This window comes from Halanaerobium saccharolyticum (assembly GCF_004362045.1).
In the GTDB taxonomy this organism is placed as follows: Bacteria; Bacillota; Halanaerobiia; order Halanaerobiales; family Halanaerobiaceae; genus Halanaerobium; species Halanaerobium saccharolyticum_C.
On sequence record NZ_SNWX01000011.1, the window covers coordinates 25,311 to 47,304 of the forward strand.

Consider the following 21,994-nt stretch of genomic DNA (forward strand, 5'->3'; position numbering starts at 1 on the left):
TATTCAAAAATTAAAGTTTATTTATTTCTTTCATTAATTCCTCTAAAAGCTGGTCCTCTTCTACTTTTTTGATGATTTCTCCGGATTTAAAAATTAAACCAGATTCGACTCCTCCTGCAACACCAATATCAGCTTCTTTAGCTTCTCCCGGACCATTAACTGCACAGCCCATTACAGCTACAGTAATCTCCTTATCAATTTTCATTATCTCTTTTTCTATTTTTTCTGCTAAAGCAATTAAATCAATATTGGTTCGACCGCAGGTGGGACAGGAAATAATCTCAACTCCCTTTTTTCTGATTTCCAGAGACTTTAAAATCTGCCAGCCTACCCGGACCTCTTCCACTGGATCACCAGTTAAAGAAACCCTCAGAGTATCACCCAGTCCCTGAGTTAAAAGTGAAGAAATACCGGCAGCAGATTTAATTGTTCCCCTCCAGGGAGTTCCAGATTCAGTAATCCCAATATGGAAAGGATAATCAACCCTTTCTGCCATTAATTTATAGGCTTTCAGGGTGGTAGAGATCTGACTTGATTTAAGAGAAATCACAATCTGTCTAAAATCATTTTCTTCTAAAACCCTGACATTTCTGAGTGCACTTTCTACCATTGCTTCTGCTGTTGGCCCTCCATATTTTTTTATTAATTCTGCCTCAATGGAACCAGAATTACTGCCAACTCTGATTGGAATATCATTTTCTTTACAGGCTAAAGCAACTTCCTTGACTCTCTGATCACTACCGATATTTCCAGGGTTAATTCTTAAAGCATCAACACCATTTTCAACTGCCATTAAAGCCAGCTGATAATCAAAATGAATATCCGCTACCAGAGGAATTTTAATTTTCTGCTTAATTTCTGATAGAGCTCGAGCTGCATTTTTATCAGGAACTGCAACTCTAATTATCTCACAGCCTACTGCTTCCAGTGCTTTGATCTGCTTAACAGTAGCTTCTACATTTTCAGTTTTAGTATTACACATTGACTGCACAGAAACCGGAGCATCTCCTCCTACAGGCTGTTCAGCAAAATTAACAATTTTTGATTTTCTTCTATTATACATAATTCACCTCTGTAGATTATTACTAGTCAAAATAATTCACTATTGCATGTAAATATCTTTTTGAATCCCCTAATTATCAAAAGAAAGTCCGCATTAGATCATTATAAATAATGAAGATCATAAGAATCATTAGCAGAGCAAAACCGATTAGGTGGACATAACTTTCTTTGCGTGGATCTACAGGCTTACCTCTAATTATTTCTATAAAAATAAATAATATTCTTCCTCCATCTAATGCTGGGAAGGGAAACAAATTGATAATCCCTAAATTAATGCTAATAATGGCGGTCCAACTTAAAACATTCAAAAGACCTCTTCTAGCTGCCTGGCCGATAATTGAAGCAATCATAATTGGTCCACCAATATCTTCGGCAGAACTCTCCCTAAACATCTGTACAAAACCCATAATCGTCATCTTAAAAACCTGATAAGTCTGCTGCAGCCCCATAGTTATTGAATTGCCAATAGAGAGATTCTCTCTAACTAACTGAGGATAAACACCGATTACACCCTGGTTGCTTTCTTCACTCAACACAGGAGTTAAACTAATTGTATTTATTTCTTCATTCCGCTGATAGCGAATCGTTATTTTCTGATTGGCATTATTTCTGATTAACTCAGACATTTCCTGCCAGCTGCTAATTTCCTGGCCATTTATTGCCAGGATGCGGTCATTAGCTTTTAGACCAGCTTCGGCAGCTGGTTGTTCGGGTATAACTCTACCTAAAATAGCTTTTTCTGTGGTAGAAGTTGGTACACCAAAGATAGCAAAAGTCAGAATGAAAATTAAAGCAGCAAGTAAAAAGTTCATAATTGGTCCCATAAAAATCACTGCAAGACGCTTAAAAGCTGGTTTTTGTGTAAAAAGACGGCCATTTTCTTTTGCCTGATCATAAATTTTTCTTTCTTCTTCCGGCATTGACTCATCAGCAGGAAACTCTCCCACCATATTGCAAAAACCGCCAAGTGGAATTGCTCTAATGGAATATACTGTTTCTCCCACTTTTTTAGAAAGTAATTTTGGACCAAAACCTAATGCAAATTCAGAGACCATTATATCAGATTTTTTTGCTGTAATATAATGACCAAACTCGTGTATAAAAACTAAAATACCCAGTACAACAATAAAAGAAACAATAGTTAAAACCATTCTTTAATAACCTCCACAGCTAAGCGGCGAGCTTCCTGATCAGATGTCAAGATAGCCTCCAAATCGGGATCTGAAATATTTTGATGCTGATCCAGAACCGAAGCAACAACTCGACTCATAGCTAAAAATGGGATTTCTCCCCTTAAAAAACTGTAAACTGCTGCTTCATTAGCAGCATTTAAAACTGCAGGAAAAGTTCCTCCTGCTTTACCAGCTGTATATGCATATTTTAAATTAGGAAATTTATCAGTATCTGCCGGGAAAAATTCTAAAGCTGTAATTTGGTCAAGCTCTAAATTATTACCTGCAGTTTTATTTCTTTCTGGATAAGTTAAACAATATTGAATTGGTATTTTCATATCAGCAGGTCCCATCTCAGCCAGTACTGTCCCATCAACTAATCTAATCATGGAATGAACAATACTCTGTGGATGAACCAGGACTTTAATATCATCATAAGCACAATCAAATAACCAGTGAGCCTCAATAACTTCCAAACCTTTATTCATTAAGGAAGCTGAGTCAATAGTTATTTTACTGCCCATTTCCCAGTTGGGATGATTAAGTGCATCTTCTACTGACACCTGAGTTAATTCCTCTCTGGAATAAGAAAAGAAAGGACCACCAGAGGCAGTTAAAATAATCTCATTTAATTCCTGTTCATGCCCCATTAGAAGTTGAAAAATCGCATTGTGTTCACTATCAACAGGCAGCAGCTTAACCCCTTTTTCTTTAACTAATCGGGTTAAGACAGGTCCACCACTGACTAGACTTTCCTTGTTTGCCAGTGCAATATCATTACCTGCCTTCGCAGCTGCCACTGACGGTTCAAGGCCAGCGAAACCAACAATTGCATTTAGTAAGAGATCGACATCTTCTGCAGCAGCAGTCTGTAAATTATTTTTGCCAGCTAAGACTTCAGTTTTCTGATTTTTCAATTTAGACTTCAGCTTGGAGGCCGCCTCCTGCTCTACCATCACTACAAATTCAGGCTGATATTTTTTTATCTGTTTAAAAAGAAGATCAACATTCTGATAGGCGCTTAAAGCCTTAATCTTCCAGTTATTTAAATTATCTATTACTTCTAAAGTCTGGGTTCCAATTGAGCCTGTAGAACCCAGAATTGTAATTTCTTTCATAATTTTCACCTCAAACTTCTATTTTAATTAATCTTTAATATCTATTAAATCAGAATCAACTATTGCCTTAATTATAACTAAAAAAGTTGGGCCGACCACAAAACCAATGGCTCCTAAAATTCTATATCCCGAAAAAAGAGCAATCATTGTTGCTAAAGGATGTAAACCCAGACTTTTTCCCATAATCTTACCTTCTGAAGCTGAGCGTATAGCAGACAGAAACAAATGTAAAATAAAAATAGCAAAAGCCTGAGAAAAGTTACCAAATATAATTGAAGTCACAATCCAGGGATAAAATAAAAGAGCTGGTCCAATAATTGGAATTAAATCCAGTACAGCTGCTGCCACCCCTACAATTAAGGCATATTGATTACCTATTAATCTCGCTCCTAACCCGGCAACCACACCAGTAATAGAAATTAAGATCAACATCGCCCTAATATATCCAACTGCTGAACGGTTTAGCTGAGTAAAAACATTTGCAATTTTAGGCTGCACCTCTTCCGGAAAAATGTTAATTAGAAATTCTTTAATATGATCACGATCTCTGCTGATAAAAAAAGCAGCAATAAAAGCAATAAAAAGAATCATAAATAAGCTTGGCAGTCTGGTCAAAAATTCTAAGATAGAATTAATGACAGAAATTAATGCATCTCTAATTCCATTATATAACAACTGCAAATTACTGTTAATCGCATCCCGGACAGCATCAGATATTTCCCAGTTTTCCATAAATGTCTCAAACTGCTGGTTTTGTTCTGAAAACCATTTGATTTGCGAATCGATAGAACGGTAGTCAGGTAAGTTTTTAAGCAGCCTGTTTAATTCCAAATACCCCTGAGCACCACCGATAATAATCATTGTTAATAGGATTACTATTACCAAAATCAGAACCCCAATCACTGAAAAACCCCGGTGTATAGGAACCTTTTGATCTATATAATCTACAAAAGGATTAATTAAACTTGCGATAACAGCCGCAATAATAAAAGGGGTGAAATATATAAATACATGTTCCAAAATAACTAAACTAATTAATAAAGATAAGAACATTAAAAAATATTTAATATACCATTTGTTAATTATCATCTAATTCACCCCAATAATAAAATTATAAAATAATAGGTAAATGGTGCTGTAAAAATGAAACTGTCAAAGCGATCAAGTATCCCACCATGACCTGGTATAATTGTACCTGTATCTTTTACTCTAAAACTTCGTTTAATACAGGACTCAAATAAATCTCCCATGATTGCCACAACTGGAAATAAAAAAGCGAAAATAAAATAATAAATATTAAAAACTTCTAAAAAAAGAGAAGCAAATATTATAAAAATTGCTGTGGTAAAAATTCCCCCAACCGCACCAGCGACAGTTTTATTCGGGCTAATCACCGGGGCCATTGCTTTTTTACCAAACCTTTTACCGACAAAATAAGCCCCGGAATCGGTCAGCCAGGTGGCGATTAAAACCAGCCATAAAGCACTGGTATTTACAAATACACCCTGATTAATATCTCTTAAAAAAACCGCAAAAGATAGACCACCACCAATGTAAATAACTGAAAATAATTGATGGCTTAAGTTTTTAATGAATTCCACTTCCTGATAATCATATAAATTATAAAGATAAAGAGCAAAAGTAATAATAAAAAATATAATACCAGAAGGTAAATAATTAAAGTTATTAGAAATAAGATAAACATTAAAAACAATCAATACAGCAGAGGCTGCAAGTATACTTCTTAATAATTTTGATTGGATTTCAAGCATTCGGCTGTATTCTCTAACAGCAAGCACAGTGATCATGCTGACGGTAATAAAAAAAGGCAGTGAACCTGCAAAAACTAAAAATATTAATAATAAAATACCAATAATTGCACTAATAATTCTTTTTTTAAGCATGATGATCACCGTCATTTAAGCCGCCGAATCTTCTTTCTCTATTTTTGAATTCTTTAAGGGCCTGTTTTAAATCTGATTCAGCAAAATCAGGCCAGAACTTGTCCGTAAAATATAATTCTGCATAAGCAGACTGCCAGAGTAGAAAATTACTCAGTCTCAGATCTCCACCTGTTCTGATCAATAATTCTATATTCTGCAGTTCCTCCTGATATAAATAAGAGGCAAAATCTTTTTCCTCAAACTTATTTAACACAATTTTACCATTCTTATAATCTTCAGCTATTTTTTTGGCGGCATCAGTAATTTCTGCTCTCCCACCATAATTAAAAGCAATATTTAAAGTCAAATTACTGTTTTCAGCAGATCTTTTTTCTATATTATTAATTTCCTTAATCAAATTATTAGAAAGATTGGTTTTTCTACCCAGAAATTGAACTCGAACTCCATTTTCTAAAAGTTCATCTACTTCATTGCGCATTGTTCTTTTCATTAAAGTTAGCAAAAAATCAACTTCTGCTTTTGGTCTTTTCCAATTTTCAGTTGAAAAAGCATACACAGTTAATGACTCAACTTTTAAGTTTACTGCGGCTTTTACTATTTTTTTAAGAGTTTTAACACCCTCTTTGTGGCCGGCACTTCGGCTTTTATTTCTTTGTTCTGCCCAGCGACCATTTCCATCCATAATTATTGCAATGTTTTTGGGAGTATTCATTAAATCATCCCTTCCAATTAATTAATTACCCCCTAAAAAGGGGGTATAAATTAGCTGTTATATTGAAAAGACCAGGTTATTAGGTAAAAACTTTTTTCTTCTTCGATCTTTAGTACTCGTTTGAGTCCTTTATTTTTAAGATGATCATTATTTTGAAATGGAGGTTTTATTTCTTTTAATCTGTATTCAAACTGCTGTTTTTCCATAAATTCAACTGCTTTATCCAGTGGGGAAGCTAAAAGTTTAGAAAATTTCATTTTTAAACTTCCATAATCTCTTCTTCTTTTTTCTCAACAATATTATCAAGTTTACCGATATACTCATCAGTTAATTCCTGAACATTTTCCAGACCGCGGTGCATATTATCTTCTGAGATTTCTCCCTCTTCTTCTAACATTTCAAGTTCTTCATTGGATTCTCTTCTAATTGCCCGGATTGCAATTCTTCCTTTTTCCGCTTTTTCATGCAGAATTTTAACAAGTTCTTTTCTTCTTTCCTCTGTTAACTGAGGAATATTAATTCTAATTACACTACCATCATTACTGGGGTTAAGGCCCAAATTCTCCTGCATAATAGCCTTTTCAATAGTTTCAATATTATTCTTATCCCAGGGTTCAATTACTATCTGTCTGGCTTCAGGAGCAAAAACTTTGGCCATCTGCTGAATGGGAGTGGCGACTCCATAATTGTTTGCTTTTATATTTTCCACAAGTGAGGGTCTGGCTCTACCAGTTCTAATAGTATTTAAATCTTCTTTGGTTTTTTCAAGTGTCTTTTCCATCTTTTTTTCTGTTTCTTTCATCACTTCTCTAAACATAAATTTGTCCTCCTCAGATCTAATTATTAACTAACAGAAGTTCCAATGTTTTCGCCGAGTAATACCCGTTTAATATTACCTTCTTTTTTAACTGCAAAAACTTTTAAAGGTATTTTATTGTCCATACAGAGAGAAACAGCGGTAAAGTCCATAACCCTAAGAGAATTATTTAATAAATCAATATAGGATAAAGACTCATGTTTTTGAGCATCTTCATTAACACTGGGGTCAGAATCATAGATCCCATCAACATTTTTAGCCATTAAAATTACATCTGCAGATATTTCTGCAGCCCTTAGAGCAGCAGTAGTGTCAGTTGAGAAAAATGGATTTCCTGTGCCAGCAGCAAAGATCACAACTCTACCTTTTTCCAGATGTCTAATTGCACGACGACGAATATAGGGCTCAGCAATCTGGCGCATCTCAATTGCAGATTGAACACGGGTTTCAATATCAAATTTTTCGATGGCATCCTGTAATGCTAAAGCATTGATTACAGTTGCCAGCATCCCCATATAATCAGCTGTACCGCGATCCATTCCTTTAGCACTACCAGCAATCCCTCTAAATATATTACCTCCACCAACTACAACTGCCATCTCAACATTTGTAGTTTTGACAACATCACTAATTTCAGCTGCAATTTTTTTAATCATTTCGGGATCAATACCAAAACCGTTATTACCGGCCAGTGCCTCCCCACTAATCTTCAGCAGTATTCTTGAATAAACTGGTTTTTCCGTCATTATATAATTAACCTCCATTAAATATTATTCTTCAATTTTTAGCTAATTCCTTTTTTATAAGCAAATTTACTTAAAAAAAGAGAACACTCTCTCCAGTGCTCTCCTTTTTTAATTATTATTGATTTTTTGTCATAGCAGCAACTTCAGCAGCAAAGTCCTCTTCTTTCTTTTCAATACCTTCACCAATTTCAAAACGTGTAAACTGTTTAACTTCCATATCATTTTCTTTCAATACTTCAGCAACAGTTTTATCATCATCTCTAACAAATGGCTGCTCTAAAAGACAGACCTGTGTATAATACTTATTGATCTTACCTTCTACAATTTGATCAAGAATATGCTCAGGTTTACCTTCGTTTAACATCTGTTCCTTATAAATTTTCTTTTCTTTTTCTATAGATTCCGAATCTACAGAGTCACGATCTAAAAACTCTGGATTGATTGCAGCAATATGCATTGCCACATCTTTAGCAGCTTGAGCTTTCTCTTCTGCAAATTCATTTGCAAATTCAACTAAAACACCAATTTTTCCACCCATATGGATATATCCAAATAAATAGCCATCTGTTTCGACTCTCTTAAATCTTCTCAAATTTATATTTTCACCAATATTAGCAATGGCTGCTTTAATAACATCACTAACAGTTTCTTTCTCATCTTTAAACCAGGCTTCATTTTCGACAGTTTCTACATCTTCAGCTTGACTCTGCATTAAATGCTCAGAAATGTCAGAAACAAGGGACTGGAAGTTGTCATTTTTAGCAACAAAATCAGTCTCAGAGTTAACCTCAACCAGAACACCTTTCTTACGATCATCACTTATATTTAAGCTTACTAATCCTTCGGCAGCAACTCTACCTGCTTTTTTAGCAGCAGCTGCCATACCTTTTTCTCTTAAGTATTCAACAGCAGCTTCAATATCGCCGTCAACCTTATTTAGAGCTTTTTTGCAGTCAAGAACACCTGCACCGGTACGGGAACGCAGCTCTTTTATATCTTTCATTGTAACTCCCATTTATTAAAAACCTCCTTATAATAACTTATAAAATAATATTAATCATTTTTCTTAGTATTTTAATTCCTTAGTGTTTTAATAACAATTATTAATTGATATTTACTATTTTGAATTAAATATAGTTAAAATTATGCTAGAAAAAAGCGCTGCAAAGCATAAAAACTTTACCAGCGCTTTTTATTAAGTCTTAATTATTCAGCAGTATTTTCTTCAACTTCAACTTCAGCTTCTTCTTGTTTAGCTTCAGCTTCCTGTCTGCCCTGCTTTCCAGCAAGTACTGCGTCAGAAATAACACTGGTAATCAATTTGACAGCTCTAATAGCATCATCATTACCAGGAATGACATAATCTATCAGATCTGGATCACAGTTTGTATCTAAAATTGATACAATTGGGATATCCAGTTTTCTAGCTTCAGAAACTGCGATATCTTCTTTTCTTGCATCTGTAATAAAGATTACATCTGGTAAACCATTCATATCTCTAATTCCACCGAGGAATCTCTCAAGCTTATCGTGTTCTTTCTTTAAGTCGATAACCTCTTTTTTAGGAAGAACTTCAAAAATTCCTTCTTCTTCCATTTGCTCGATTTCTTCTAAACGATCAATACGTTTTTTGATGGTATTATAATTTGTTAACATACCACCTAGCCAACGCTGATTAACATAAGGCATTCCGCATTTTTCAGCTTCTTTTTTAACAGTTTCCTGTGCCTGACGCTTAGTTCCAACAAACAATACATTTTTTCCCTGAGCAGCCTGTTCCTTGACAAAGTTATAAGCTTTATCAATTAACTTAACTGTCTGCTGAAGGTCAATGATATAAATTCCATTTCTTTCGGTGAAAATATATTGTTTCATCTTTGGGTTCCATCTCTTAGTCTGATGACCAAAATGAACACCCGATTCGAGGAGTTGTTTCATGTTTACAACTGACATAACTCCTGCACCTCCTTTCTGGTTTTAGCCTCCGACAGCATCAACTCTAAACACAACTGTATAAAATACAGCACCAGCATTTAGATCAACTATCGTGTGTATTTTGCCACAAAAAAGTATACCATAGACTCAGAATTTAATCAAGCTTTTTTAGATAATTCTTTTCGGCAGCAGTTAAAAGGCTCCTCAAATAATCAGAGGAGCCTGCAAACTCAAATTAGTTACTAAAAATTATCCTTTAACCTTTTCTAATTCATCTAATAAATTATCATTAAGGACTTTAATATATGTTCCTTTCATTCCTAATGAACGAGATTCAATTACACCAGCACTCTCAAATTTACGGAGAGCATTTACAATAACAGATCTTGTTATACCCACTCTATCCGCTACTTTACTTGCTACTAATAAACCTTCTTCTCCATCTAATTCTTCAAAAATATGTTCAATAGCCTCTAATTCGGAATAAGATAAGGTATCAATCGCTATTTGAACTGCTGCCTTTTTGCGGGCTTCTTTTTCTATTCTTTCACTGCGGGAACGTAGAATTTCCATTCCCACAACTGAAGCTCCATATTCCGCAAGGACTAAATCTTCGTCATCAAATGGTGAACCATATCGAGCTAAAACTAAAGTTCCCAGTCTATCTCCTCCACCAATAACAGGAACTATCGTTGTTAATTTATCTTCAAATAAGCAATCTTCACCATCAGCAAAAACACACTTGCCATCTTTTTGTTCAATATTCGACTTAGTTTCCCTAATTCTCAGTAATCCATCATTATATTCCTCTGGAAATGCTCCCTGCTCAATTACTTTTTCTTCCATAATTTCACACTCAAAATCATCGCGCAGACTGTAGCCTAAAATTTTGCCTTTTTTGCTTGTCACATATACATTACACCTTACAGCCTCTTTTAAAACATAGGCCATATCGGAAAAATCTACCGCATTTCCACCTGTTCTCTGTAATAATCGATTAATCTTTCGGCTTTTTTCTAATAAACTACCCATATCAATCTCCTCCATTTTCTGTTTTGAAATTATAAAATATATTTACTTAAGTCTTTATTTGCTACAACATCTTTTAATTTATCATTAACATAATCTACATCAATTTCAATTTCCTGTTCAGCTAAAGTTGGTGCTTCAAAAGAAAGATCCTCCAGTAATTTTTCCATTATTGTATGCAGCCTTCGGGCTCCAATATTTTCAGTCTCTTCGTTGATATCATAAGCGAAACTGGATATTTCTTCTATAGCTTCTTCACTAAAGTTAATCTTTATACCTTCAGTCTCTAATAAAGCCTTGTACTGTTTAACCAGAGAGTTCTGAGGCAGCAGCAGTATATCCTTAAAATTATCCCGGCTGAGGCTGTCTAAATTGACCCTTAAGGGAAATCTACCCTGAAGTTCTGGTATTAAATCTGCTGGTGAAGAAACATGGAACGCTCCTGCAGCGATAAATAAAATATGATCAGTTTTCACCGAACCGTGTTTGGTACTTACAGTTGAGCCTTCCACAATTGGTAAAATATCTCGCTGTACACCCTGTCTTGAAACTTCTGGGCCGGATCCTGATTCTCTACCTGCTATCTTATCCATTTCATCTAAAAAGATTATTCCATCTTCCTCAACAGTTTTTATTGCTTCTGACTTAACCTGATCCATGTCAATTAGTTTTTGAGCCTCTTCATCTTTGAGCATTTCTTTAGCCTGAGCAATAGTTACTTTTTTCTTCTGTTTTTTATTTGGAAAAATATTTCCCAGCATATCTTTAAAATTAATACCCATTTCTTCAACTCCGGAACCGGAAAAAACATCCATCATTTGAGTATTATTTTCTTCTACTTCAATTTCTATTTTTTGATCATCCAGCTTACCATCTTTAATTCTCTGATACATTCTCTTTTTTCTGGCAGCAATTCGATCATCTACATCATCTGATTTTTTATTGATATCATCAACCAGATTAGAATAATAACTGTCTTTATCTTTTTTCTTTCCAGGAAGCATGCGGTTTACAATACGCTGAATTGCCTGTTTCTCAGCCTCAATTTCAACCTCTTCCATTTTAGCTTCTTTGACCATTCTAATTGCAGATTCTGTAAGATCTCTAATCATTGATTCTACATCACGACCTACATAACCTACTTCAGTAAATTTAGTCACTTCTATTTTGATAAAAGGAGCTCTGGCAATTTTAGCAAGTCTGCGAGCAATCTCAGTTTTACCAACACCAGTAGGCCCAATCATCAGAATATTTTTTGGAATTATCTCATCTTTCATCTCATCTTTAACCAGTTTTCTTCTATACCTATTTCTTAAGGCAATAGCTACTGATTTTTTTGCTTTTTCCTGTCCAATTATATATTTATCCAGTTCGGCAACGATTTCTTTTGGGGTTAATTGATTATTCACCTGTTTCAGACTCACCTCCATTTAACTCCTCTAAAGTAATATTTTCATTAGTATAAATACAAATAGAAGCCGCTATTTTGAGTGCTTCACTGGCGATATCCCCGGCATTCAGGTTTTGACCATGATTTGATAATGCTATTGCAGCCGCTCTTGCATAAGGGCCACCAGAACCAATAGCAGTAATCCTGCCATCAGGTTCAATCACATCACCATTACCTGAAATAATAAGGATTTCCTCCAGATTTGCAACAATTAGCAAAGCTTCAAGTTTTCTTAAAATTTTATCTGTCCGCCATTCTTTGGCCAGCTCCACTGCTGCCCGCTGCAGACTTCCATGATACTCTTCCAGTTTACCTTCAAATTTTTCAAAAAGAGTAAAAGCATCTGCAGATGTACCGGCGAATCCAGCTAAAATTTCACCATTATATAATCTTCTGACTTTTTTGGCTGTACTTTTCATAACTGTATTACCCAGGGTTACCTGTCCGTCTCCAGCCAGGGCCATACAACCATTATGTTTTACTGCAACTATAGTAGTTGCTTCAAAATCTGTAATTGACAATTTAGAACCTCCTTTACTTATAATCTTATATTTTTAAATTGTCACATGATTCAAAATATTTTAACCTATTTTGTTTATATTACCATGAAAAGATCAAAAATGTCAAGTTAACGCTCTTAATTTCACAATATTTTAACCATATTCTAATTTTTTTACATATCACAGCGTTTAATCTTATTAGTTATAATTATTATTGTAAACGCTTTCTTGAGTTGATTTTAAGGGCTTTCTCCAAATTTATTATTCCTTGAAATTTGAAGAAAGCCAGATAAATCAAATTTTATTCTGCTTTTTCAGTATGTCCACATTCTTTATTGGTACATTTATAATGTTTTCCTTTGGCTTTAGTTGTTTTTTCAACCATCAGACTACCGCATTCAGGACATGGTTTTTTAACAGGTTTATTCCAGTTCATAAAATTACAGTCTGGATAATTACTGCAGCCATAAAAAGTTCTCCCTTTTTTAGAAGTTCTTTCTATGATCTCACCATCTTCACATTCCGGACAGTCAACACCAGTTTTAATTAAATATGGCTTGGTGTTTTTACATTCAGGGTAACTGGAGCAGGCCAGAAATTTACCATAACGGCCATATTTAACTACCATTGGACTACCACATTTTTCGCAGACTTCATCAGTTTCTTCCACAATCTGGACACTTTCCATATTTTCTCTTGCATCTTCCAGACGCTGATAAAACGGCTCATAAAAATCTCTCAATATTTTTTTCCAGTCTTCATTTCCTTTTTCTATTTCGTCCAGTCGTTTTTCTAAACCTGCTGTAAATTCAACATCAGTTACATCAGGAAAATAATCAGTTAATAGTTCAGTTACAGTTTCGCCAAGTTCTGTTGGTTTAAAATAACGACCTTCTTTTTCTACATAATCCCGGGACTCTATGGTAGATAATGTTGGCGCATAGGTACTCGGACGTCCAATTCCTTCTTCTTCTAGAGTTTTTACAAGTGTAGCCTCCGAATATCTGGGAGGAGGAGTTGTAAAGTGCTGTTCAGGATTTGTCTTTAATAAACTGTATTGATCTTCCTCTTTTAAAACTGGAAGGTCAATATCATCTTCTTTTGCTTTTCCAGTTAAAATTAAATGTCCAGGGAATAAGAGGCGAGAGCCGCTAACTCTAAACTTGTATTTTTCCCCAGCCTTAAATTGGGCAGATATACTTTCGTAAAGAGCCGGACTCATCTGACTGGCAACAAATCTTTTCCAGATTAGATCATATAATTTATATTGATCTTTGGATAAATGTTTTTTCATCTTCTCAGGAGTTCTCTGAGTATCAGTTGGTCTGATAGCCTCATGGGCATCCTGAGCATTGGAATTTTTCTTCGATTTTTTCTTTGAACTTTTCAAAAATTTATCTCCATATTTATTGAGAATATAATCTTTGGCACCGTTTTTTGCTTCATTAGAAAGCCTGGTGCTGTCGGTTCTGATATAAGAAATCAGACCAACTGTACCTGAACTCCCAATATCTATACCTTCATATAGCTGCTGAGCCAGATACATTGTCTTTTTGGCAGTATAGTTAAGTTTATTTGAAGCTCGCTGCTGTAAAGTGGAAGTTGTAAATGGAGACTTTGGATTTCTTCTTCTTTTACGTTTTTTTACTTTAATTATTTCAAAATCATGATCTTTGATATCAGCAATTACCTGATCAACTTCTTTTTTGCTTTCTAGCTTAAACTTTTTATTATTAATTCTATATAGATCTGCCTTTAATTTTTCATCACTCTCATTTTTTAACTCTACTTCCAGACTCCAGTATTCTTCCTCATCAAAATTTCTAATTTCTTCTTCTCGTTCACAGATTATTTTAACTGCAACAGTTTGCACTCTACCCGCACTTAAGCCTTTACGTACTTTTTTCCACAGCAGAGGACTTAAGCGATATCCCACCAGACGATCTAGTAACCTCCGGGCCTGTTGGGCATCTACTAAATCTTTATTTATTGTCCGTGGGTTTTTAATTGCATTCTGAATTGCAGTTTTAGTTATTTCATTAAATTCTATTCTATTATTTTCCTCATCGGATAATTTTAAGGCATAAGCCAGATGCCAGGAAATAGCTTCTCCTTCTCTATCAGGGTCAGTTGCAAGATATACATCCTTACTCTTTTTAGCTGCTTTTCTTAATTTACTTAAAGTTTTTCCCTTACCCCGAATAGTAATATAATTTGGTTCAAAATCATTTTCTAAGTCGATTCCTAATTTACTTTTAGGTAAATCACGTACATGACCCATTGATGCTTCAACTTTATAATTCCTGCCTAAAAACTTCTTAATTGTCTTTGCCTTTGCAGGTGACTCTACAATTACTAAATTCTTCTTTTTCTTTGCCATTAAATTGATACCTCCAGTAAACTTTTAGTTTACTCTCTGTTGTTTTAAAAGATTGCTGTCAAATTCATTTATTTCAGCTGAAATTGTCAGCATTAATTCTGAATCATCAACAACATCATTAATAATATCCCAGACCAGATCAGCCTTTAAATCATCAACACTTGCAATCTGCATCATTCTATAAATAATAATTTCCAGCTCATCTGCTGATAAAATACCAAGTCCATTCAATTTATAAATTATGGACTTAATTTCATTACTAAAATAAAAATTTTCTACTTTAGTAAATACTCTGTTATAACCACTTGGCATCTCATAATCAATATAAAAATCGCGATCTTCAACAGAAATCACTTCACTAAATATAACTTCAAATGCTTCACTAATATTTTCAATTGTATAACCCTGGTCTTCTAATTCTATTATAACATCTTCCTGTTTCCGCCAGAGATCCTCATCATTCAGCATTTTATGGATAAGAACACTTAAAATTTCTATCACTTTTTTATTCATATTATTCTGGCATTTCTGCCGATTAGGCCTCCCTATCATAAAAAATCTTTAACTAGTATATTATTATATTGGTTTAAGGAGATTTTGTAAACCCTTAAATTGATATTTTTTCCCTTTTAGGCGAATTATAAGATTCATTAACTCTAATTTTACCAGTATTTGATCAACTTTTTCTGAATCCAGATTACTTAATCTGACCAGATCATTATAGTATATTTCAATTTCATGTTGAAACAGTTTTAGAATTTTAATTTCATCTGAATTAAGCTCGGGATAAATATTATTGAATAATTTATCAGTTTCTACAAATTCATTCTGCTCTTTATTATTCTGTAAATATCTACTTAAATAATCTATAATATCACTTACTTTTGTGAAAATTGCTGCTCCTTTTTTGAGCAATCTATTACAGCCAACAGAACTGGGACGATCAATATTTCCTGGTACAGCCATAACGTCTTTTCCCTGTTCCAGAGCATAATCAACTGTAATCAGAGTTCCGCTCTTTTCTCCAGCCTCAACTACTAAAATTAAATCTGAGAGTCCGCTGATAATTCTATTTCTTCTGGGAAAGTTCCTGGCCCGGGGAGCAATCTCTGCGTTAAATTCTGTTAACATTAGACCTCTATCAATTATTTTTTGAGACAGCATTTTATTCTGGGAAGGATAAAGATAATTGAAGCCATTCCCTAAAACTGCTGTAGTAATTCCACCATCAGCCGCTAAGGCCCCCTGATGAGCAGTACTGTCTATTCCCCTGGCCAGGCCGCTTATAATATTTATCCCCTTTTCAGCCAGCTCTGAAGCTGTTTTACCTGCTATTTTTCGGCCATAAAGAGTTGAGTTTCTGGATCCTATAATAGCAACAGCCGGCAGCTGAAAATTTAAACCTCCTTTATAAAAAATAACAGGTGGAGGATCATAAATTTCTTTTAACCTGTCCGGATATTGATTATTATATAATGTAAGATAACTAATCTGCTCTTTTTTTAACTCAGTAAATATTTCCTGCGGTTTAAATTTTTCTTTATGATCATTAAATTTTTTAATTTTAAAATCTGTTAAGCCCAGATTTTTTAGCTGCTGCTTATTTAAAGACCACATTTCTTCTAGATTATTCAGTTTATTTATTAAATCAATAATTGTTCTGGGACCAAATCCACTCAGCTGATTCAGGAAAATTATTATCATTTCATTAATATCCATAATTTGCCTCCTTATTTTTAATTATATTATATATCCAAATTTTGTTAAAATCAAATTTTATCTTAAAAACATTATTCCCTTGAATTTTATGGCTAATAAAGGAAATGATAGTTCGTTCTTGAATATGTAATTAATAGAAGTTATTTATAATAAATTATTTTTAACAACTAAGGAGGTAAATTTATTGCTCAAATCTACCAAATATAATACAATCCTCTATTTTTTAAGTATACTGGCATTTATCATGGGTTTTATTATAGTAATTCCCTTAGTTCTTGCCTTTATCTATCAGGATGGAAATAATATTTATCAGGCATTTTACTATACAATTATTATTTCTCTAATTACAGGAACCATTTTAAAACTGCCCACTGATCCCGAGAACATATACATAGACTTAACAACTGCTATGCTATTGTGTGCTGCAGGCTGGATCATTGTTTCTGTTTTAGGTGCTCTTCCTTTTATAATTGGAATAGAAAAGTCTTTTATTGATTCTTTTTTTGAAGCAGTTAGTGGCTTTACTACTACTGGAATCACTGTCTTTACTGGCCTGGATTCGATGCCCAAGTCAATAATTTTCTGGAGAAGTTTAATGCAGCTTTTAGGTGGACTTGGAATTTTAACTTTTTTTCTGTTGATCTCGACCAGGGCCAAAGGCGAAACCTGGCAGCTTTTTAGTGCAGAAAGCCATAAAATTAATGTTTCCAGGCCAGTACCGAATGTATTTAAAACTGTAAAAATACTCTGGATGATTTATTTAGGTTTTATGCTGTTGGAGAGTATTATCTTAATTTTCCTTGGCCTTTCTGTTTTCGATGCTTTAACTCATAGTTTTACCACTTTATCAACCGGTGGTTTTTCGCATTATGATGCAAGTATTGCTCATTATGCAGCTAGTGGTTATTCAAATTATATTCTGATTGAATATGTAATAACTTTTTTTATGTTTCTTGGGGGTGCAAACTTTTTACTTCACTATAGATTTTTTACTAAAGATTACGAAAGTATTAAAAAGAATAGTGAACTAAAAACTTTTATTAGATTAATTTTATATTCAACAATTTTTATTAGTGTTTTAATTATAGTTTTAAATACAGCTGGTAATTTTGGGGCTGAAGAAATTTTTCGCAAAACAATTTTTCAGGTTACTTCTATCCTTACTACCACAGGATTTGGAACCCATAATATTAATTCCAGCTTTTTTCCAGCTGCTGCCAGACAGATATTTATAGTGTTTATGCTGATCGGCGGTAGTGTAGGGTCAACTTCTGGTGGAATTAAGGTAATGCGTTTGAATATTTTGGGGGGGTTGTTTAATCGAGAAGTTAAAAAAATATATTTACCTAATCATGCTGTTTTACCCGTTACACTTGATAAGAGTATCATAGATAGTGATGAAATAAATAAATTAACAGGCTTATTTTCTTTCTGGCTATTTTTAATTATAATTGGAGGTATAATTACTTCTATTTTTTCTGATCTTAACGGCTGGCAGGCATTTTCAGGAATGTTTTCAGCTATGGGAAATATAGGTCCATTTTTCTTTTCTGTAGAAAAAATGGCCTCTCTCTCCCCCGTTATTAAAATGACTTATATCATTGGAATGCTGGCTGGAAGATTAGAAATTCTGCCGATTATAATTTTATTTACTAAAAAAGCCTGGGAAGAATAAAGAATAAGTTTAAGCTCTAATAATGGAGGTATAGAAATGTATATAATTATTGCTGGTGGAGGTATTGCAGGAAGAAACTTAACAAAAAGTTTAGTTCAAAAACATGATGTAATTGTAATAGAAAAAGATCAAAATGTTGCTGAAAAAATATACAGCCGTTATGGTGCAGTAACTGTTCTGGGGAGTGCAACCAGAATTGATATTTTAAAAGAAGCCGGCATCGAAAAATGTGATGTTGCAATCGCAGTAATGAGAGATGACGCAGATAATTTATCTTTTTCTCTGCTTTCTAAAAACTTTGGGGTAGAAAAGATTCTGGTAAGAATGAGAGAACCGGAATACGAAAACGCCTATCAGATGGCAGGGGCAACAAATATTGCTGCTACTATGGAGTTAATTGTCGACCGCTTTATTACAGATATTGAAGAACCTGATGTCCGGAAAGTGGCGTCTCTTGGTGATGGCAAAGCTGAGGTTTCAATTTTAACCATTCCAGCTGATTCGAGGATTTCTGGGATGAAAATCTCAGAGATTGTAAGTCAAAAAAACTTCCCCGAAAACTGTGTAATTGCAGGAATATTTGATAAAAAACAGGATAGATATATTGTTCCCAGGGGAAATAGAGAAATTTTTGCCGGTAATCAGGTCTTTCTGGTAGCCTCTAAAGATGATATGGAAAGAGCAGCCAACTTTTTACTTAATAATGAATAAATAAGTACAAAAAAAGGCTGAGCGTATTTTATCTACGCTCAGCTTTTTTAGCTTTATAATTAATATAATTCTATTTCTGCTGATAGAGAAACACTGATATTAACTTTTTGTTCTGCCAGCGGAACTTTCGTAAAATCTCCAGTTTCCGCAGTTCTAGTCATAGTTTTTAGGGCATCACTACCATAAATATTCTGGTTTCCAAAATTAATTTTTTTAATTCTGTAATTTTCCTTATCCAGATTTTCAGCCAGAAAAGCAGCTCTATCTCTAAGTGAGCTTAAAGCCTGAGCTGTAACTTCTTCTAAAGCCTGTTTGCTGCTTTCCAGACGATAGTTGATATTAACCACTCTATTGGCACCTGCCTCCAGTAATCGGCCCAATAAGACTGGTAATTCAGCCAAATTAGTAGAAGTAAACTTTATCTGATTACTAACCGTGTAATAAGTAACTCTCTCTCCAGTTTGTTCATTAGTTCTAGTCTGAGGATAAACTCTAAAACCCTGAGTTTCTATATTTTGAAGCTCTGCCTCTTCCAAAATTGTCATTAACCTACTTACAATCCTATTATTTTCTTCCACTGCTGCTGCCTGTTCGGTATTTTCGTTTTCAAAACCGAGCACTACATCAACAATATTAGGGTCATATTCCTCCTGCTGACTGATACTTAAATTAGCAGTAATATAATCTTCACTCACCTCTGCTGGAACTTCTCTCTCTGCTGTTTCTAAAGCCGGAACATTAAAATACAAACCATTTACCACTAAAACAGATAATAAAATTAAAGCTATAAAAACTAAAAACATTCCTAAATTTTTATTCATCAAAATCCCCTCCTTTTGCTTTTATTAAATTTCTTTTATTTAAGATTAATAATTAAGCTCTAAATATATAATTCTAATAAGATTGAAAAAATCCTTTTTTATTTTATTAATTGAGAAATTAATATTTAATTTTTCTGCCTCAGGGCAAATGAAATATTTTGATATCCTTGACTTTTGAATTCTTCAACTAAAAATATAACCGATTCAAAATCACTTTTTCTATCCGAATAAATTTTAACTTTTTTATTTTCTTCACTATTTATGATAGTAAAAAGCTCAGCAATATTTTGACTATTATATCTTTTACCATCAAAATATATTTTGTTATTTTGATCTAAAAAAATATTTATCTCCTCCTGGGTTGAACTCTGACCGATACTGCTGTCAGGAACTGTAATATTATATAGTGCTTCCTCTCCCTGTAAGCTGGAAGATACTAAAAAGAAAATCAAAAGCAAAAATACTATGTCAATCATCGGGGCCAGATTTAAGGTGGAATCCTTTTTTTTAGGCTGATATTTCATTATTTTTCAGTCCCTTGATTTCTTCTCTAAAGAGCCTGCTTTCAATTTCCAGCCTCAGATTATTCATCTGATTGTGAAGTTTTTCTATTTTTGAGTAAAAATAATGATAAAAAGCTGCAGCAGGCAGGGAAATAATTAAACCGGCCGCAGTTGTAAATAGAGCTTCAGAAATACCAAGGGCCATCTGCTCAGGACTGCCTCCTACACTTAAAACCTGAAAAGTTTTAATCATACCGCTGACTGTCCCCAGCAGACCTAAAGTTGGTGAAACCTGAGCAATAAAATTTAGAAAGCCTAAGTGCTTTTCCAGTTCAGGTAGTTTATCCACCTCTTCTGCATCCAGATACAAATTGAATTCTTCTCTATTTTTAGGATTTTTTGCTAACAAACTGTGATAAATATCTGCGGCAATACCTTTTTCATCTTTTAAAATATTATTCTGCTTATTAGCGGGATCAAAATTAATAATTCCCTTTAAATATTTATCTTTATTTATTCTTCTATATTTCACAAGAAATATAATGCTTCTCTCAAAAACTATAAAAATCATTAAAAATGCAGCTAAAAGCAGTGGATAAGCAGCAATACCTGCTGTGTCAATAAATTCTGTAATCATAATTTATACCTCCATTTAGTTTAACTTAAAGCGAATGGGAAGATTAACAATTACTGCAACCTGATTACCATCTTTTTCTGCAGCTTTAAATTTCCAGTTAGAAATTGCATTCAAAGCTGACTGATCAAAGGAATCATAACCTGAACTCTTGTAAATTTTTAAATTTTGAACCTGACCCTCCTCATCTACTCTTAAGGAGACTATAACTTCACCTTCAATGTTTCTTCTTCTTAAATTAGAAGGGTATTCTGGCTTAGCGTAATTTTTAATACCAGGTTTTTGGATTGAACCGAAATCACCATTTCTTAAATCATATACTTTATTCTCCTTGATTTTTTGATTATTTTCCTCAGCCTCAGAATTATTGCTATTATTTATTTCTACTTTCTCTATGCTCTGGTTTTCTTTGATAGTTTCAGCCATTTTTGTTTTTTTAGTTTCACTGGTTGTATTTTTATTTAAATTTATCTGTTCTAAATTCTGCTTACTTTCAGTTTGAGACTCCTTATTTTTTTCATCTTCTTTTTTCAATTCAGCCAGATATTTTTCTAAATCAAATTTATCTTTTTTATTTTCTTCATCTCTGGCTTTCAGATTTTTATTTTTTGAATTATCTTTTTTGTTTTCAGATTCTGTATTTTTTAACCAGGCTGGTGGCTTATCCTGATCTTTTTCCAATTTATTTGTTTCTTCTGTATTCAGTTCTTTTTGATCCTTAGTCTCAGATTTTTCTTTCACATTAGACTTATTTTTTTCTGGTGTAATCGCTTTCCTCTCTTTTTCTAAGCTATTATTATCTACTTCCTCATTTATTTCATTTATCTTTTTCAAATTATCCTCTTCCTGCTTTTCTTGAGATTTTTGTGTTTTTACTGCTGTTTCAGTTTGTTTTTTTTCTTCTGTTTCAGGTTCCTCATTCTCTTCTGATAAATTTTTAGAAACAGATAATAGTTCTATTTTAACCTCTTCCCTTCTGAGAGGTTTTATATCTTCTGTCAAAAGTTTTAAAGAACTGGCTTCCAGCCAAAAAATAAAGGATAATGATAAGAGAAAAGCTATAAAATATATTATTTTTTTTTGCTTCATAATCATCATCCTTTCCT

The 21,994-nt window shown here is 33.7% G+C and carries 23 protein-coding genes; 2 read left to right on the plus strand and 21 right to left on the minus strand.

Annotated features, from left to right (window positions below; translation table 11 throughout):
- Nucleotides 1–10: 10 nt before the first annotated feature.
- The 17 genes from ispG to dprA form a co-directional block, all read right to left on the minus strand.
- A complete protein-coding gene (gene ispG / locus DFR79_RS08125) occupies nt 11–1,063 on the minus strand; it encodes a flavodoxin-dependent (E)-4-hydroxy-3-methylbut-2-enyl-diphosphate synthase (protein WP_133515013.1) in 1,053 nt (350 codons plus the stop codon).
- Nucleotides 1,064–1,139: 76 nt separating this feature from the next.
- A complete protein-coding gene (rseP, locus tag DFR79_RS08130; RefSeq protein ID WP_133515014.1) occupies nt 1,140–2,213 on the minus strand; it encodes an RIP metalloprotease RseP in 1,074 nt (357 codons plus the stop codon).
- On the minus strand, nt 2,204–3,352 hold the full coding sequence (locus DFR79_RS08135; RefSeq protein ID WP_133515015.1) for a 1-deoxy-D-xylulose-5-phosphate reductoisomerase: 1,149 nt from the start codon (nt 3,350–3,352) through the stop codon (nt 2,204–2,206). Before DFR79_RS08135 ends, rseP begins: the two co-directional genes overlap by 10 nt.
- A gap of 27 nt (nt 3,353–3,379) precedes the next feature.
- Nucleotides 3,380–4,441 (minus strand): sporulation integral membrane protein YtvI, encoded by a 1,062-nt coding sequence (gene ytvI / locus DFR79_RS08140; protein ID WP_133515016.1) that lies wholly within the window; start codon nt 4,439–4,441, stop codon nt 3,380–3,382.
- A 5-nt stretch (nt 4,442–4,446) separates the two neighbouring features.
- Nucleotides 4,447–5,256 (minus strand): phosphatidate cytidylyltransferase, encoded by an 810-nt coding sequence (locus DFR79_RS08145; protein ID WP_243727743.1) that lies wholly within the window; start codon nt 5,254–5,256, stop codon nt 4,447–4,449.
- Complete coding sequence (locus DFR79_RS08150) at nt 5,249–5,968, minus strand: isoprenyl transferase (RefSeq protein WP_133515018.1); 720 nt, start codon at nt 5,966–5,968, stop codon at nt 5,249–5,251. Before DFR79_RS08150 ends, DFR79_RS08145 begins: the two co-directional genes overlap by 8 nt.
- A 50-nt stretch (nt 5,969–6,018) precedes the next feature.
- Complete coding sequence (locus tag DFR79_RS08155) at nt 6,019–6,225, minus strand: hypothetical protein (RefSeq protein ID WP_133515019.1); 207 nt, start codon at nt 6,223–6,225, stop codon at nt 6,019–6,021.
- A 2-nt stretch (nt 6,226–6,227) separates the two neighbouring features.
- Nucleotides 6,228–6,785 carry a ribosome recycling factor gene (gene frr / locus DFR79_RS08160; protein ID WP_133515020.1) on the minus strand — a complete coding sequence of 186 codons (558 nt, stop codon included), beginning with the start codon at nt 6,783–6,785 and terminating at the stop codon, nt 6,228–6,230.
- Nucleotides 6,786–6,811: 26 nt separating this feature from the next.
- Nucleotides 6,812–7,531, minus strand: coding sequence for a UMP kinase (gene pyrH / locus DFR79_RS08165; RefSeq protein WP_133515021.1), 720 nt, complete (start codon nt 7,529–7,531; stop codon nt 6,812–6,814).
- A gap of 115 nt (nt 7,532–7,646) precedes the next feature.
- On the minus strand, nt 7,647–8,546 hold the full coding sequence (tsf, locus tag DFR79_RS08170; protein ID WP_133515022.1) for a translation elongation factor Ts: 900 nt from the start codon (nt 8,544–8,546) through the stop codon (nt 7,647–7,649).
- A gap of 191 nt (nt 8,547–8,737) precedes the next feature.
- Complete coding sequence (gene rpsB, locus DFR79_RS08175) at nt 8,738–9,484, minus strand: 30S ribosomal protein S2 (protein ID WP_133515023.1); 747 nt, start codon at nt 9,482–9,484, stop codon at nt 8,738–8,740.
- Between the two features lie 231 nt (nt 9,485–9,715).
- Entirely contained in the window at nt 9,716–10,498 is a 783-nt protein-coding gene (gene codY, locus DFR79_RS08180; protein WP_133515024.1) for a GTP-sensing pleiotropic transcriptional regulator CodY, read from the minus strand.
- Between the two features lie 29 nt (nt 10,499–10,527).
- Nucleotides 10,528–11,925, minus strand: a complete 1,398-nt coding sequence (hslU, locus tag DFR79_RS08185; RefSeq protein ID WP_208107516.1) for an ATP-dependent protease ATPase subunit HslU — start codon at nt 11,923–11,925, stop codon at nt 10,528–10,530.
- Nucleotides 11,897–12,466 (minus strand): ATP-dependent protease subunit HslV, encoded by a 570-nt coding sequence (hslV, locus tag DFR79_RS08190; protein WP_279512875.1) that lies wholly within the window; start codon nt 12,464–12,466, stop codon nt 11,897–11,899. The genes hslU and hslV overlap by 29 nt, the downstream gene beginning before the upstream one ends.
- A 280-nt stretch (nt 12,467–12,746) precedes the next feature.
- Complete coding sequence (gene topA, locus DFR79_RS08195; RefSeq protein WP_133515026.1) at nt 12,747–14,825, minus strand: type I DNA topoisomerase; 2,079 nt, start codon at nt 14,823–14,825, stop codon at nt 12,747–12,749.
- Nucleotides 14,826–14,849: 24 nt separating this feature from the next.
- Complete coding sequence (locus DFR79_RS08200; RefSeq protein WP_133515027.1) at nt 14,850–15,338, minus strand: DUF494 family protein; 489 nt, start codon at nt 15,336–15,338, stop codon at nt 14,850–14,852.
- Nucleotides 15,339–15,401: 63 nt separating this feature from the next.
- Nucleotides 15,402–16,544 carry a DNA-processing protein DprA gene (gene dprA, locus DFR79_RS08205; protein ID WP_133515028.1) on the minus strand — a complete coding sequence of 381 codons (1,143 nt, stop codon included), beginning with the start codon at nt 16,542–16,544 and terminating at the stop codon, nt 15,402–15,404.
- Between the two features lie 184 nt (nt 16,545–16,728).
- Here dprA and DFR79_RS08210 point away from each other — a divergent pair, with 184 nt between their 5' ends.
- Both DFR79_RS08210 and DFR79_RS08215 read left to right on the plus strand, forming a co-directional pair.
- Nucleotides 16,729–18,219, plus strand: a complete 1,491-nt coding sequence (locus DFR79_RS08210; protein WP_133515029.1) for a TrkH family potassium uptake protein — start codon at nt 16,729–16,731, stop codon at nt 18,217–18,219.
- Nucleotides 18,220–18,255: 36 nt separating this feature from the next.
- The gene (locus tag DFR79_RS08215; protein WP_133515030.1) at nt 18,256–18,930 is read left to right on the plus strand and encodes a potassium channel family protein; all 675 of its coding nucleotides are present in this window, start codon (nt 18,256–18,258) and stop codon (nt 18,928–18,930) included.
- Nucleotides 18,931–18,989: 59 nt separating this feature from the next.
- Here the strand turns inward: DFR79_RS08215 and DFR79_RS08220 are convergent, their stop codons facing one another.
- The 4 genes from DFR79_RS08220 to DFR79_RS08235 all read right to left on the minus strand — a co-directional run bounded on the left by DFR79_RS08220 (nt 18,990) and on the right by DFR79_RS08235 (nt 21,977).
- Complete coding sequence (locus tag DFR79_RS08220; protein ID WP_133515031.1) at nt 18,990–19,751, minus strand: SIMPL domain-containing protein; 762 nt, start codon at nt 19,749–19,751, stop codon at nt 18,990–18,992.
- Nucleotides 19,752–19,876: 125 nt separating this feature from the next.
- Nucleotides 19,877–20,275 carry an ExbD/TolR family protein gene (locus tag DFR79_RS08225; RefSeq protein WP_133515032.1) on the minus strand — a complete coding sequence of 133 codons (399 nt, stop codon included), beginning with the start codon at nt 20,273–20,275 and terminating at the stop codon, nt 19,877–19,879.
- On the minus strand, nt 20,259–20,891 hold the full coding sequence (locus DFR79_RS08230) for a MotA/TolQ/ExbB proton channel family protein (protein ID WP_133515033.1): 633 nt from the start codon (nt 20,889–20,891) through the stop codon (nt 20,259–20,261). Before DFR79_RS08230 ends, DFR79_RS08225 begins: the two co-directional genes overlap by 17 nt.
- A gap of 15 nt (nt 20,892–20,906) precedes the next feature.
- Nucleotides 20,907–21,977, minus strand: a complete 1,071-nt coding sequence (locus DFR79_RS08235) for an energy transducer TonB (protein ID WP_166638016.1) — start codon at nt 21,975–21,977, stop codon at nt 20,907–20,909.
- Nucleotides 21,978–21,994: the final 17 nt, after the last annotated feature.